A 14,655-nucleotide genomic window follows, 5' to 3' on the forward strand; every position below is an offset into this window, starting at 1 on the left:
ATAAAGCTATGAATATTAGGTAAGTTATAATAAATTTACTAATATAAATATTGTAGGAATATTAATTAATTCATTGATTTAACTAATCGCTGCTCAAGGGAGCCTTTGGTTAAATGTTGTCATGTCCTCTCCTGTTAATTACAAGGAAGAAAATATTAAAACCGTATTTATTCACATTGTTGTCGTTATTTTACTTTTTAGTCCGCGAGTAGATGCAATAAATATTATTTCAAATATAACGGCAGACACCACTTCATTGTCGGTTGCACAGTTGCGCCGTATTTACTCAATGAGGCAAGTTCATTGGCAGAATGGGCTTCCTATTGTGGTATATGTTTTGCCAAGTAAAAATCCACTTCATCAACAGTTTTGTCGAGAGCAATTACGCTTATTTCCTTACCAACTTGATCGTATATGGCACAAGCTGAGCTTTTCGGGTTTCGGCGTTGCGCCAATTGAAGTTGAAAACCAACAAGCGCTTATTGAGGCTATAAGAACGACTAAAGGTGCTATTGGGTATGTTGAAAATTTATCGGAGGTCAAGGATGTTAACATCATTAAACTTGATGATTAGACCAGCAAAGTTATCGAATGCATATCTAGGTGCTCTTTTTAGTTTATGTTTTGTGTTCAATTTAAGTGCTGCTGAAATTAAAAGTGAACCCTTGCAAATTCATGGGTTTGTCGCACAGGGCGTTATTGATGCCAGTCATAGTAATTTTATAAACAATGATGAAAGCTTATCGTTTGAATTAACTGAAATTGGTCTTAATGCCTCTTATCAACTGAATGATGACTTTCGCATTGCAGGCCAAGCAGTTTATCTTAATGGTGGCAATCGATATCACCCTGGCTTGCGTTTAGATTATTTGTTGTTGGAGTGGGATGCATTTCATAATGAGACTTGGCAAGCAAGTTTTTATGTTGGCCGTGTGAAAAATAATCATTGGTTATATTCAAGTACACGCGACATACCTTTTGCTCGACCATCAATCATAAATCCACAAGTGACTTATTTTGATGGCTTTCGAGATGTGGCTGTAGGCGGAGATGGTGCAGCAGTCAAGTTAAGTTATAGCGATGACTACCTTGGTGAAATTGATTTTAATTTTAGCCGCGGTAAGAGTGCTATTTCAGATGATCAGGCAGATGTTATTCAGGGCGAATTTGCTTTAGGGGAAATCGACCACGACCTTGATATGCAAGCCAGTATTTATTGGCGTCCGGCATATTCTCAGTGGCAATTTGGTGTTTCTGCAGTAGATTCAAGTTTTATATATAAGGAAGCGCAAGTTGATAATTTTCACCAAGGTGATTTTAAATTCCAGTTTTATACCGTAAATGCACTTTATGAAGGTGAGTTTTGGCAATTAAGTGCTGAGCTTGTACAAGAAAGACAAGTATCAGACGGCTTTTATTTTACTGATTTTCATCGCGATGAAATAGGTCAGGGGTACTACGTACAAGCACGTTACCAAGTAGAAAAAGATTTATCTGTAATGCTCAGACATGAGCGATTTTATGTTAATAAAGACGATAAAAACGGCAGTGAATTAGCCAAAAATACGGGCGGTGTAATCCCTGCCTATTTTGGCTTTCATAATGACACCATGATTGGTCTTTCGTATGATTTTTCCGATAATTTTCGAATGAATGCCGAGTACCACTGGATGAAAGGAGCAGCACGACTATCTCCTGTAATATTACCAGACCCTATCGCGAACGATAGTAAAAATTGGCAGGTTTGGGCTATTCAATTTATGTATTGGTTTTAATGATGAAAACGAGATTAGTCAGTGTTAGCGTTAAACTTTTTGTGCTCGTTGTTAGTGCATTATTACTCTTGAGTTTATCTATTTCTATATTATCAGTCAGTAGGCTAGATCAAGAGTTCTCTCAATATCAAAGCAATAAATTACGTCAAGGTAATGCACAATTTGAAACACAAAGTAAACTTGTTAGAGAACAAGTGCGTAGTTGGTTAGAGTCATTTACTGACCTTATACAACTTAAAGATCAACTTAATTTTGAGCGTGCAGCTGAAGCGCTAGAGCAACAATTTGATGCATTACAAATTAACCATAATGTAGAAGGTATATGGTTAATGTCAGACGATTTAAATCCTATTTATCAATCTTCCCCCTTAACAGAGCAAGTTATAGCAAGTGCAAAAAATGTGAAAGAAATTTATGCGCCTGTTCATCTACTAAGTTGTGTGCAGCAGTGTCAACAACTCGTGTCGATACCCATTTTGAATGCTCAAGGAGAAATGGCTATCGTGACAATGGCAATTTCTTTGGTTGATGTTATCTATGCTATTAATCAGGCACTTGAAAACCAAGTAGCCATTGTTGCTTTTGATAAGTCTCAAGCGGTAACGTTAGCGCAAGCCGATATTATTACCTCATCGGCAACACATTTAATGTATGCATTATTTAGATTAAATGAACCATCAGACTTATTGTCTACGGTAAAAAAATCTGGCTTACAAGTTGATTATCAAAAAAATAGTTACTTAATCAATATGTTACCGCTGGCTTCTTCGCCTATGCAAGACTTTTATATGGCACAAGTCGATAATGTCAGTTCATTTACAGACAAATATCAAACCTACCGTATGCAGTTTATATTGTCTACGTTAGCCATTTTTATTGTTTTAGCTTTGTTAGTGCACTTTGTCGCAGGACCTTTTACTAAAAGGCTATTAATCCTTTCAGATATACTGCCCCTATTGGCACGTAAAAAGTTTGACCAATTTCGTGCCGTTCAAATACCACAGTCTAAAATATTTCCTGATGAAATTGATGTGCTGATTAATGCCACAACGGATTTAAGTTATGAATTGGAACAATTGAATATTGAAGTCACACAAAAAACTAAAGAATTAGAGAATATTGCCATGTATGACCTGTTAACGGGTTTACCTAATCGTAATATGCTCAACTTTCAATTGCGTAAGCAGTTAAAAAACAAGGCAAATAACAATGTTAGTGTCGGCATTTTATTTCTTGATTTAGACGACTTTAAAAAAGTAAATGATAGTCATGGACATGGTGAAGGTGATAAGTTGTTGGTTGAAGCAGCTAATAGAATAAACCTTAGTGTTGCGAACATTGGGATGTCATGTCGATTTGGTGGTGACGAATTCGTTGTTTTATTGAACGAAAATACGACTAATGAAGCCGCAGAAGAACTTGCTCGAGAGATATTAAAAAGCTTTCAAAAACCGATAAGAGTCAATACAGCTATGTTTTATGTTACTTGCAGTATTGGGATCGCAATGACTGAAGGTACGGATATTCAAGCTAGTGAGCTAGTTAGTCATGCAGACATTGCAATGTACGAAGCTAAAGATCACGGTGGCGATCGTTACTTTGTCTATCATGGTGACATGTTCCAGCGTGTTGCTCATAGAGTGATGATGGAAGGAGAAGTTAAACAAGCGCTAGCGAAAGGGCAGTTTAGTTTAAGTTTACAGCCTCAGCTGGAGTCAAAAACTAACAAAGTGCATGGTTTTGAAGCCTTATTACGTTGGCAGCATCCTGAAAGAGGTATGGTATCGCCAGACGATTTCATTCCTTTATTAGAAAACTCTGAACATATGATCGAGCTAGGCTATTGGGTTATTCGACGTTGCTTTGAGATATATGATGAAATGCGAACCGCTGGGTTAAGCGATGTTATTATTGCCATTAATTTATCAGCAGCACAGTTTGCTGATATTAACCTGCAGCACTATCTGGAAGGTTTACTCGATGAATTTCAATTAAATGCTGAAAACTTTGAGCTTGAGCTAACCGAACATACCTTGGTTAAAGATATAGATAAAGCTATCGCGACTATGGATGCGCTTCGATTAATTGGTTTTAGTTTTGCTATCGACGATTTTGGCACGGGTTATTCATCATTAGCTTACTTAAAGCGTATGCCTGTAGACGTCATTAAAATAGATAAGAGTTTTGTTGTTGGTATGCTAGAAAACCATGCTGACTTTCAAATTATTATGTCAACGATTGCCATGGTGAAGAGTTTAGGTTTGACTGTTATTGCTGAAGGCGTAGAAACTAAAGCTCAGTTGCGTACATTGACTGAAAACGATTGTGATCTCATTCAAGGTTATTATTTTTCAAAACCTATCCCAGAAGTGGGTCTCATTGATTTTATTAATCGAGAAATTATTGATGGTAACTGGAGAGTTAGAGTTAACAGCGATGGTTAATTACGCGAATTGATTACCCGCAAGGATTTAAAATAAAAGCGCCATATGGCGCTTTTATTTTGTGTGCTTGTTTACAGTAATGTTTTACCAGTCAAATTGACACTATCACTGTGCAAAAGTGTTATTAACGTGCGTAGTAAACTCCTTTGCAGCCATAAAGCCAGTTACCCTGCGTTGAGGTAGTTCATTACCTGCTAAGTCAAAGAATAGAATTGACGGTAAACCAAATATATCGAAGGTAGACATCAGCTCGACACTATCTTTTGAGCCTGTATCGGTTAGATCAATTTGTATTAATACTGAGTTTGAAAGTGCTTGTTGAACGTCACTTTCAAAAAAAGTGTATTCTTCAAACTCTTTACAAGCCACACACCAGTCTGCATAAAGATCAACCATAACGGTTTTGCCTTGCTCGTTTGCTTTTGCAATGGCGATATTCATTTCAGTTAAGTTTTTTACATGCTTAAAACCATTAACATCGGCTTGCTGTGACATCGTAATATTGGTTGTAGGGTAAACTAGTTGGTACGCTTTGTTTGCACCAATAAAGAAAATTAAAAAGATTAAAATACTGCGCAGACCAAATCCAAAGGTTTTTTGCGTATCTTGATTGACGGTATAAAAGTAACCCGCAGTAGCTAAAGTCAGAATTATCCATAACACGTTGATAACCATCACAGGTAAAAAACGCTCAAGTAAGAATATCGGCACGGCTAAAAGTAATAGGCCAAAGATATTTTTAATTACGTTCATCCAGTTACCTGCTTTAGGCAACAATTTACCACCCGAACTACCTAATACAAGCAAAGGCAAGCCCATGCCTAAACTCAGTGCATAAAGTGCTGACGCGCCCAGCAATATATCGCCCGATTGTGATATATACAACAGAGCACCCGTTAATGGTGCTGTAGTGCAAGGAGAGGCGACTAAACCTGAAATAGCACCCATCACTAGCACACCAATATAAGAGCCACCTTTTTGATTGCTGCTTAGCTGGTTCAACTTGTTTTGCCAGCTACTTGGTAATGCCAAATTAAATAGACCAAACATAGAAAGTGCTAAAAATATAAACAACAGACTTAGAGCAATAAGTACTATTGGGTGTTGAAACATGGCTTGAAATTGCGCACCAGCAATAGCAACAACAATACCGAGCAGGGTATAGGTAACGGCCATACCTTGCACATAAGCAAAAGATAAAGCGAAAGCTCGTTTAGTTGATAGTTTGTCACCTTGGCCGACAATAATGCCGGTTAAAATAGGATACATTGGGAAAACACAAGGCGTAAATGACAATAGCAAACCACCGATAAAAAATGCCACTAGCGTTAACCAAACACTGTCACTTTTTAGCATGTCGACTAATTGGTGCTGTTCGCTGCTGTCGGTGACCTTATTAGATGAAGTTTGAGTTATTTCTGATTGTGCTGATTCGCCGCTCGGGCTGCCAAGTGCAGATAAAATATTTTCAGCATTGTTTGCCGAAGCAGTGGTTAAATCAACCTTGCTTAAATCAAGTTTTTTCTTTGTTGGCGGATAGCATAAGCCTTTGTCGGCGCAGCCCTGATAGCGAACGGTAATATTTGCATTACTTTTAGCTTCAGTAATATCAATAGTAAAGGCTAACTGGCCAGTAAATATTTGCTGAACACCAAAAAATTCATCTTCATGGTGTTCACCTTCAGGCAAATCTACCGGTACAATTGTAGCGTTTTCTGTGGTGAATTTAAATTGGTGACGATACAAGTAATAACCATCAGCAATATTAAAGCTGACTTGTAGTTTGTTTTTTTGTTGATGAAAATCAAAAACAAAAGCTTTATCAACTTTTAGAAACTCGCCATCATTACTAAAAAGCGATGCTGGCGAACTAAAAATTGACTCTTGAGCGTTTACAAGGGGTGAATTAGCAAATGATAAGCTTGTTAGTATTAACCAAAAAACAGTAACAATTTTTTTCATAACCTTTATTTTAAAACTCATTGATCCAGTTTAAATAATGATGACCACTTTGCTGGATGTTCAAAGTGGTTACTACACGAATGCTGTATTTAAAAATAAAACTATATTATCAGTTTACGCTATTATTTTTCATTGAGTAAGGTGTCAGCATAATTGAGGCAACCTTAATCAAAATACATAAAAAGCTAGCTTGCTTGAAAAAGACCCGTTAATCCCCATATTAGTTTCATTAAAGATTTTTAGGATCGCCCATGTTTCGCATATTATTTGTATTTTTTATTATTATTCCCATTATTGAAATTACTGTTCTGATGCAGGTTGGGGCAGTGTTAGGTGTGTGGCCAACGATTGCCATGGTTATTTTAACTGCATGGTTAGGGGCAAAATATGTTCGTCAACAAGGGATTGCAACCTTAAATTCGGTACAAGAAAAAATGGCTCAAGGGCAAATGCCTTCTGATGAAATTGTTACCGGGTTAGTATTATTAGTTGCCGGTGTGCTGTTAGTTACACCTGGCTTTGTTACTGACTTTCTTGGCTTGAGTTTATTGATACCTGCGGTGCGTCAAGCGATTGCAGGCAGTGTTAAATCACACATAACAACCAACAGCGCTAGCCAGCAAAGTTTTCAGTTTAATAGCGAAGGAAATGTTTATGAACATGAAGACGCTACCGAACAGCAAGATAGTCCGTTTCAAGCGCATATTCAGCCACCTCACAAAGCTAAGACTTTAGACGGCGAATTTGAACGTAAAGATTAAAAAAATAGCAAGGTGGGCTTGTGAAGTTTTAATTAATCCCCATCTTACTTTTACTAATTAATAGCAACTAAATTAAACCCTTTAATTTATTATTAAATTGAACACCTCAGGAGAGAGCAATGAGTATTCGTCCATTACATGATCGTGTGATCATTAAGCGTAAAGAAGTAGAATCAAAATCTGCAGGCGGTATCGTACTAACAGGTAGTGCGGCTGAAAAATCAACACGAGGTGAAGTTATAGCAGTTGGCAAAGGTCGTATGCTAGAAAACGGTGACGTTCGTTCGTTAGATGTTAAAGTTGGCGACCAAATAATCTTCAGTGAAGGTTACGGCATGAAAACTGAAAAAATTGACGGTGAAGAAGTATTAATTTTGTCAGAGTCTGACATTTTAGCCATCGTTGAATAATTAATAATTTTCCACTCATTTTATTGTATGGATTAAATTCGGTACAAAACAGAATATAAGGAACCATGAAAATGGCAGCAAAAGACGTATTATTTGGTAACGACGCCCGCGCAAAAATGCTTAAAGGTGTCAACATACTTGCAGACGCAGTTAAAGTTACATTAGGTCCTAAAGGTCGTAACGTAGTTTTAGACAAATCATTTGGCGGCCCAACAATCACTAAAGATGGTGTATCTGTTGCGAAAGAAATCGAATTAGAAGATAAATTCGAAAACATGGGCGCACAAATGGTTAAAGAAGTTGCTTCTAAAGCCAATGATGAAGCAGGTGACGGTACAACTACTGCAACAGTACTAGCACAAGCGATTGTAAACGAAGGTTTAAAATCAATTGCTGCTGGCATGAACCCAATGGATCTTAAACGTGGAATCGACAAAGCAGTTATTGCTGCAGTTGAAGCACTTAAAGGTTTATCACAAGAATGTAGCGACACCAAAGCCATTGAGCAAGTAGGTACTATCTCTGCTAACTCAGATGAAACTGTGGGTAAAATCATTGCAACAGCAATGGACAAAGTAGGCACTGAAGGTGTTATTACTGTTGAAGAAGGTCAAGCTCTTACAGATGAGCTAGACGTTGTTGAAGGTATGCAGTTCGACCGTGGTTACCTTTCTCCGTACTTCATCAACAACCAAGAAAGCGGTAGTGTTGAATTAGAAAACCCTTTCATCTTATTAGTAGATAAAAAAGTATCTAATATCCGTGAATTATTAACAACACTTGAAGGTGTTGCTAAAGCGGGTAAGCCACTACTCATTATTGCTGAAGATGTTGAAGGCGAAGCACTTGCTACATTAGTGGTTAACAACATGCGTGGTATCGTGAAAGTTGCAGCTGTTAAAGCACCAGGTTTTGGCGACCGTCGTAAAGCTATGTTACAAGACATCGCAACATTAACGAAAGCGACTGTTATTTCTGAAGAAATCGGCATGGAGCTTGAAAAAGCAACTTTAGAAGACCTAGGTCAAGCTAAACGTGTTGTTATTTCTAAAGACAATACAACGATCATTGATGGTATTGGCGAAGAAGCTGAAATTCAAGCACGTGTTGCACAAATTCGCGCTCAAATTGAAGATTCTTCTTCAGATTACGACAAAGAAAAATTACAAGAACGTTTAGCTAAATTAGCTGGCGGTGTTGCGGTTATCAAAATTGGCGCTGCAACAGAAATGGAAATGAAAGAGAAAAAAGCCCGTGTTGAAGATGCACTACATGCAACTCGTGCTGCGGTTGAAGAAGGCGTTGTTGCCGGTGGTGGTGTTGCACTAGTTCGTGCAGCAGACGCGATTAAAGATTTAGAAGGTATCAACGAAGACCAAACACACGGTATTAACGTAGCTATCCGTGCAATGTCTGCTCCTTTACGTCAAATCGCAACTAACTCAGGTGACGAAGCCTCAGTAGTATTAAACCAAGTACGCACAGGCGGCACAGGTAACTACGGTTACAATGCTAGTAATAGCACTTACGGCGATATGTTAGAAATGGGTATTCTTGACCCAACTAAAGTAACGCGTAGTGCATTACAGTTTGCGGCCTCAATTGCTGGCTTAATGCTAACAACAGAAGCCATGATCACTGACGCACCAACTAAAGATGCTGGTGGCATGCCGGATATGGGCGGCATGGGCGGTATGGGTGGAATGGGCGGTATGATGTAAAAATAGAACTTTAATTCTATTTTTGTGTGATTCAAATCATTAAACGAAAGCCCGAATAGCGATATTCGGGCTTTTTTTTAACGAATTAAAATATACTTTCTAGTTAGTGATTTAATTTGTCGATTGTTCAAGCTTCAAGTGTTGGCCAGTTCCATGCATACCAAACAATCGCCACTGAAATTAAAACCTCTATTGCTGTTAGAAATAGGTAAAACACCCAAGTTTCTGTCAAATTAGTTGCAATAAGCATAATTATATAAAGCGTGCTCAGTATTATATTCAACCAACGATTGATTTTAGGCTTAACCACTAAGGTAAAAAATATCATCACACTGGGTATTGCCATCAATAAAGCCACGGCAAAAAACTGAAATTGCGTTTCAGTTGTCGCCTTAACTTCCATCGCTTTTGCTAATATTCCAGGTACATAAATCTGTATATAGTCTCCATAGACATAACAAAACATAACCGCTATCCAAAGCGCCGAAATTTTTAGTTTGACGTTAATTTGAAAGTCTTCAAAAACTGCTTTTGTACTATTTATAGAACTCATTTGTAACTCCATTTATTAATATATTATAGCGCTGCTGAACAGGCCAAAGGTGATAGTTAAAAATATTAGTGAAGGACAATACCAATATTTTTATTAACACTTGCTCAGTGACAAGATAACTAAGGGGGCGTTATTGCAACTTGTCCGTGATTGATTAAATAATAGATTTTATAAGAGCTTATGTCGTCCGAGACTAGAAGCGCGGACACTTTTCTAGGTGTATTTGTAGATAATGAGGTAGAATTAAACGCTTAAATCTTCAAGTGTGTAAAAAGGTATTAAATTTGACAGACCCTGTCGTAATGATTATCAGCATGGTTATGCTAGGACAGATATTACTAAGCGTTCCTATTCTTCTTAGCCGAGCAATGAAGTCTGTAATTTTTTTACCTTTAGCAATATTCTTACTTGCCAATACCACTATTGCACTCGTGCCAGTTGTTAATGCTCAATTTCCTGACTGGAGTCAATTGTATAGTGCGATAGTTTTTCCTACTCTTTTTTTATTGTGTCCCTGTTTATGGTTTTATATTGAAGGGATCACCGCTGAAAAACCTTGGAAGCTAAACAAAAAGCAAGCCCTCCATTTTGTTTTGTTCTGGCCTGCTCTTATTGTTGGTGTAATGATCATGTTTTTACCAAAAGACATGTATACAGATATATTTATTAACGATATTGATGTGGTTGCTCCTTTAGCTATCGTCACCGCTATAGGCTTATTGGTTTTGATGATGCTCTGGCTTGGTCAATGTGTATATATCGCTTTTCGTATTATTTACCGTTTGGTTGATTATCGAAAACAGTTGAAAAATGTGTTCTCTAATCATGACGATAAATCACTTAACTGGATGAACTGGCTACTGTTCATTGCTATTAGTACTTGGTTGTTTTCTTTGGTTACGGTGTTTTCTTCAAACCTATTTGATAATTTCTTATTTAATATAAGAACTGAGAGTTTGCTGTCACTGCTATTGGTATGGAGCTTGGCTCACTTTGGCTTGCAGCAAAAACCAGGATTTACTGGCTATAGTGAAAGTGAAAGCGTCGATATTGCTGTTCGAAATAATGACGACAATGTTGAAATAAGTTCTCCAATGAAGTATCAACGTTCAGCGCTAGATAATGAGCAATCCAATCGTATTGCAGATAAAATTAATAACATTATGAGCAAAGAGACGTTATATTTAGATCCAAATCTGTCACTGCAAAAACTCGCTAACCATTTAGCTATATCTCCTAATTATATCTCACAAACACTGAATGAAACGCTATGCACAAACTTTTTTGATTTCATCAATAAGTGGCGCATTGAAGCAGCGAAGCCGAAAATATTAGCTAATAAAGACTCAGTACTTACCATCGCACTTGAGGTTGGATTTAACGCGAGATCTTCTTTTTATAAAGCCTTTAAACAAGAAATAGGACAAACCCCAAGTGAGTTTCGTAAGCAAAATAGTTCACATTGAAAATAACTGATTAGGGGCACTCGTTAACCTATAGAGCTTAACGAGTACTGCTGATAAGAGTAACTGAATATTCCGGCAATGGAAAAGCTGGCATCAATTTCAATATAAAAACGTTGCTAAATTTTATTATTTTATTGGAATTCCAACGGTTATTTTAAGTGCTTGAAAGTTAGGGGTATATAGTGGGATATCAGTAATACTTCCCATGAAACTATTTTAAAAAAACAAGTCTCTCTTTAATTAACTCTGAACGCTTTTATCAATTATTCCTCGAGCAATAAGTGCCTTTAAAATAGCAGCGCTTTTTTCTCTAAATGCATCGCGAAGTAAACGTACAGCAGGAGTAATCGACTGCCTGCTTGGGCATACAAGCCAAAGTTCTGTTTGTGTCGGCGTAAAATTTGGCATAATACTGACAACATTACCCGCGAGTAAATCGTTTGACATATCTAAGCACGATTTTACAGCAAGGCCTTTACCAGATAAACACCAGCGCCTGACTAGGTCACCATCGTTAGTTGCGTGCCTACCATTCATTTTGACTTTAAATTCGCTGTCTTCACCACTAAATTCCCATACATCTTTTATGATGTCATGGATCTGATAAAACAAGCCTTTATGAGCCACCAAATCGTGTGGGTGACTTGGTGTGCCATGCTGATCTAAATACGCCTGAGTTGCACATAAAACACGTGGAACATTACAAATTTTAAACCCATACATACTGGCATCACTAGGTTTACCGTAGCGCAGTGCTATATCTACCGAGTCGCGGTAGAAATCGATTTTACTATCACTAACATTAGCGCGTAAGCTTAATTTGGTGTGGATTTGCATAAACTCATCAAGCCATGGAGTAACAACATTACGTCCTAAGTCTGACGACATTGCAATGCGTAGCTCACCGTCAATAATATCATCGTCGCTTTTCATTGTTTGCTTTGCTTGATCGAGCATAGCAAGTGCTTGCTGGCATTGAGGAATATAGCGCTCCCCCGCAGCTGACAAACGCAAATGGCGGGTGGTGCGAATAAAAAGATCAAGTCCAAGCGATTTTTCTACTCTTTTAACTGCTGCACTGGCAGTAGCAGTTCGCATATCGAGATTTGAAGCAGCGGCGGTAATACTCTTAAACTCAGCTACTTTTAATATTACCTGTAGGTCTTCTAACAACATTTTTATAAATCCACTTTGGTTAAATCTAATTGAAGCTAATAGCTAAAAATATACTCACTATTAGTATTAAAGCATAAATCAATATCTAGATTATCAATTATTTTTTGATAATGTTTCAATGATTAGGTGGTTTATCTAAATGAGTGTAAAACGTAAACTAACTCCATCAGCTAGAAAGCTATCACTTACACAATTTATTTAGGATACATAATGATGAAAGCCATCGGTTATAAAAAATCTCTTCCTGTTTCAAACCCTGAGTCGCTAATTGATGTGGAGCTACCACAACCAATTGCTACCGGTCGCGATTTACTGATAAAAGTTAAAGCCATTGCCGTTAACCCTGCAGATTACAAAGTACGTTTATTTATGCCACCAGCCGATGGCGAAGTAAAAGTAATTGGTTGGGATGCTGTTGGCGAAGTTGTTGCAACAGGTGATGCTGTAACAAGCTTTAAACCTGGTGATGCCGTTTATTATGCCGGTGATATTACTCGTTCAGGCAGTAACGCAGAATTTCAATTAGTGGATGAACGCATTGTCGGTTTTAAGCCGCAAAGCTTAAACAATGCCGAAGCTGCAGCATTACCACTGACAGCAATAACAGCATACGAATTATTATTTGAGCATTTAAACATTGTAAAACAAGCGCCTGATTCAAAAACAAAATCAGACGAAGTTATTTTGGTTACGGGTGCAGCTGGCGGCGTTGGTTCTATCTTTATTCAATTAGCTAAAGCAATTACTGGCGCAACTGTGATTGCAACAGCATCACGCGAAAGCTCGCAAGCATGGGTTAAAAAACTAGGCGCTGATCATGTGGTTGATCACACCAAACCATTACCAGCACAAATTGAAGCGCTAAACATTGGCTCAGTAACACATGTGGCTAGCCTGCACAGTACTGATACTTACTTTGAAGCATATACCGAAGTACTAACACCATTTGGTAAAATTGCGATGATTGACGATCCAGAGTCATTAGATGTTAGCAAATTAAAAATGAAAAGCTTATCGCTTCATTGGGAATTTATGTTTGCTCGTTCAATGTTTAACGCTAAAGATTTAATAGAACAAAGTAAGTTATTAAATCATGTTGCTGATTTAATTGACCAAGGCTACGTTCAAACGACTATAGGTAAAAATTTAGGTACGATTAATGCGGCTAATTTGCGCATTGCTCACGAAGAGCTAGAAGCGGGTACATCAATCGGTAAAATTGTACTTGAAGGCTTTTAATCACTACTTTGAAAGCCACAATTTTTACATGATAAATAAGATACGTGAACTTGCAGACCCTAAAGGCTTACTCGGTAGCGTTGATAGAGCGGTTTTATTGTTACGTGAAGATAAACAGGCACTTTTTAGTCAAGCGTAATTAGAGAGACTTGATAAGCTACATTTCTCGAACGATATAATTGCCGAGCTTGATTATAAAGTGAGCAAAGAGCGACAGGTAATAGATGAAGCCACTCGCCAATGGCTCAACAAATAAGTAATTAATTGTTATACAGGCTTTGTTTTTAATAAAACGGCTCAACATAGTAAACATCGGCTAAACAAGCCACCTAACGGAGAACCACATGACTCACCCAATTATTAGTGATTTAGAAAAACGTTACACGACTAAGCGCTATACCACCAAGCGTATTCCCCAAGATGATCTAGACATAGTTTTTCAAGCTATGCGCCTTTCTCCTTCATCAATTAACTCACAACCTTGGAAGTTTATTGTTATTGAGTCTGATGAAGCTAAAGAACGTATGCATAATATCTTTGCTAATAAATTTCAGTTTAATCAACCACATATTAAAACAGCTTCGCACGTTATTTTATTTGCTTACAACCCTAAATATACTCGCGAAGATTACGAAAAAGTCATTGATGCAGATATTAAAAATGGTCGTACTCAAGCAGAAAATCGCGAACAATCATTTGGCGCTTTTGCTTTTGTTGATATGAATACAGACGAGCAAGGCAACAATGCAACATGGACTAAAGCGCAAACCTACATTGCTTTAGGTAACACAATGCATGCAGCAGCACGTTTAGGTATTGATTCAACTCCAATGGAAGGCGTAGATGCTGAGCTAATTGGTGACGTTTTTGAAAAAGAATTAGACGGTTACATCTGTGACGTAGCATTAGTGCTTGGCTACCACGATGATTCTGAAGATTATAACGCTAAGCTACCTAAGTCGCGTTTAGCGAAAGAGCAAATAATTCAAGTTTTATAAGCTTGCTATAAAATTTTAAACGCTAACCAGCTTGAGCGTTAGTGTTCGCATTAGCTAAATAAACTAAGCCACTTATATTTTAAGTGGCTTTTTTGTTACCTGATTTTTTAAAGAAAAAGACCAGTGACGAAATTACTGGCCTAAAACGCA

General features: G+C 37.6%; 12 protein-coding genes. 9 read left to right on the forward strand and 3 right to left on the reverse strand.

The annotated features are described in order from the left end of the window. The first annotated feature begins 121 nt into the window (after window positions 1-121). From DBO93_RS02525 to DBO93_RS02535, 3 genes are read left to right on the forward strand one after another with little or no spacing between them, the layout of a single operon-like run. The gene (locus DBO93_RS02525; RefSeq protein ID WP_108454924.1) at window positions 122-574 is read left to right on the forward strand and encodes a hypothetical protein; all 453 of its coding nucleotides are present in this window, start codon (window positions 122-124) and stop codon (window positions 572-574) included. After that, entirely contained in the window at window positions 546-1,775 is a 1,230-nt protein-coding gene (locus DBO93_RS02530; protein WP_108454925.1) for a hypothetical protein, read from the forward strand. Before DBO93_RS02525 ends, DBO93_RS02530 begins: the two co-directional genes overlap by 29 nt. Then, complete coding sequence (locus DBO93_RS02535) at window positions 1,775-4,219, forward strand: EAL domain-containing protein (RefSeq protein ID WP_162533705.1); 2,445 nt, start codon at window positions 1,775-1,777, stop codon at window positions 4,217-4,219. Before DBO93_RS02530 ends, DBO93_RS02535 begins: the two co-directional genes overlap by 1 nt. Before the next feature lie 105 nt (window positions 4,220-4,324). Here DBO93_RS02535 and DBO93_RS02540 read toward each other — a convergent pair whose 3' ends face one another. Then, entirely contained in the window at window positions 4,325-6,181 is a 1,857-nt protein-coding gene (locus DBO93_RS02540; RefSeq protein WP_108457714.1) for a protein-disulfide reductase DsbD, read from the reverse strand. Between the two features lie 251 nt (window positions 6,182-6,432). Here DBO93_RS02540 and DBO93_RS02545 point away from each other — a divergent pair, with 251 nt between their 5' ends. From DBO93_RS02545 to groL, 3 genes are all read left to right on the forward strand, one after another. Beyond that, window positions 6,433-6,942: an FxsA family protein gene (locus DBO93_RS02545; RefSeq protein ID WP_108454927.1), complete on the forward strand. Its 510-nt coding sequence runs from the start codon at window positions 6,433-6,435 to the stop codon at window positions 6,940-6,942. A 119-nt stretch (window positions 6,943-7,061) separates the two neighbouring features. Continuing rightward, the gene (locus DBO93_RS02550; protein ID WP_108454928.1) at window positions 7,062-7,352 is read left to right on the forward strand and encodes a co-chaperone GroES; all 291 of its coding nucleotides are present in this window, start codon (window positions 7,062-7,064) and stop codon (window positions 7,350-7,352) included. A gap of 71 nt (window positions 7,353-7,423) precedes the next feature. Further along, window positions 7,424-9,073, forward strand: a complete 1,650-nt coding sequence (groL, locus tag DBO93_RS02555; RefSeq protein WP_108454929.1) for a chaperonin GroEL — start codon at window positions 7,424-7,426, stop codon at window positions 9,071-9,073. Between the two features lie 127 nt (window positions 9,074-9,200). Here the strand turns inward: groL and DBO93_RS02560 are convergent, their stop codons facing one another. Then, window positions 9,201-9,626 carry a DUF6326 family protein gene (locus DBO93_RS02560; protein ID WP_108454930.1) on the reverse strand — a complete coding sequence of 142 codons (426 nt, stop codon included), beginning with the start codon at window positions 9,624-9,626 and terminating at the stop codon, window positions 9,201-9,203. Between the two features lie 284 nt (window positions 9,627-9,910). Here DBO93_RS02560 and DBO93_RS02565 point away from each other — a divergent pair, with 284 nt between their 5' ends. After that, window positions 9,911-11,092, forward strand: a complete 1,182-nt coding sequence (locus tag DBO93_RS02565; protein WP_108454931.1) for an AraC family transcriptional regulator — start codon at window positions 9,911-9,913, stop codon at window positions 11,090-11,092. A gap of 240 nt (window positions 11,093-11,332) precedes the next feature. Here DBO93_RS02565 and DBO93_RS02570 read toward each other — a convergent pair whose 3' ends face one another. Then, window positions 11,333-12,268, reverse strand: a complete 936-nt coding sequence (locus DBO93_RS02570) for a LysR family transcriptional regulator (RefSeq protein WP_108454932.1) — start codon at window positions 12,266-12,268, stop codon at window positions 11,333-11,335. A 213-nt stretch (window positions 12,269-12,481) separates the two neighbouring features. On the opposite strand from DBO93_RS02570, the gene DBO93_RS02575 reads away from it, so the two are divergent. Next, entirely contained in the window at window positions 12,482-13,507 is a 1,026-nt protein-coding gene (locus tag DBO93_RS02575; RefSeq protein ID WP_108457715.1) for a zinc-binding alcohol dehydrogenase family protein, read from the forward strand. Between the two features lie 344 nt (window positions 13,508-13,851). After that, the gene (locus DBO93_RS02585; protein ID WP_108454933.1) at window positions 13,852-14,505 is read left to right on the forward strand and encodes a nitroreductase family protein; all 654 of its coding nucleotides are present in this window, start codon (window positions 13,852-13,854) and stop codon (window positions 14,503-14,505) included. Window positions 14,506-14,655: the final 150 nt, after the last annotated feature.

The organism is Colwellia sp. Arc7-D, from assembly GCF_003061515.1.
GTDB lineage: Bacteria > Pseudomonadota > Gammaproteobacteria > Enterobacterales > Alteromonadaceae > Cognaticolwellia.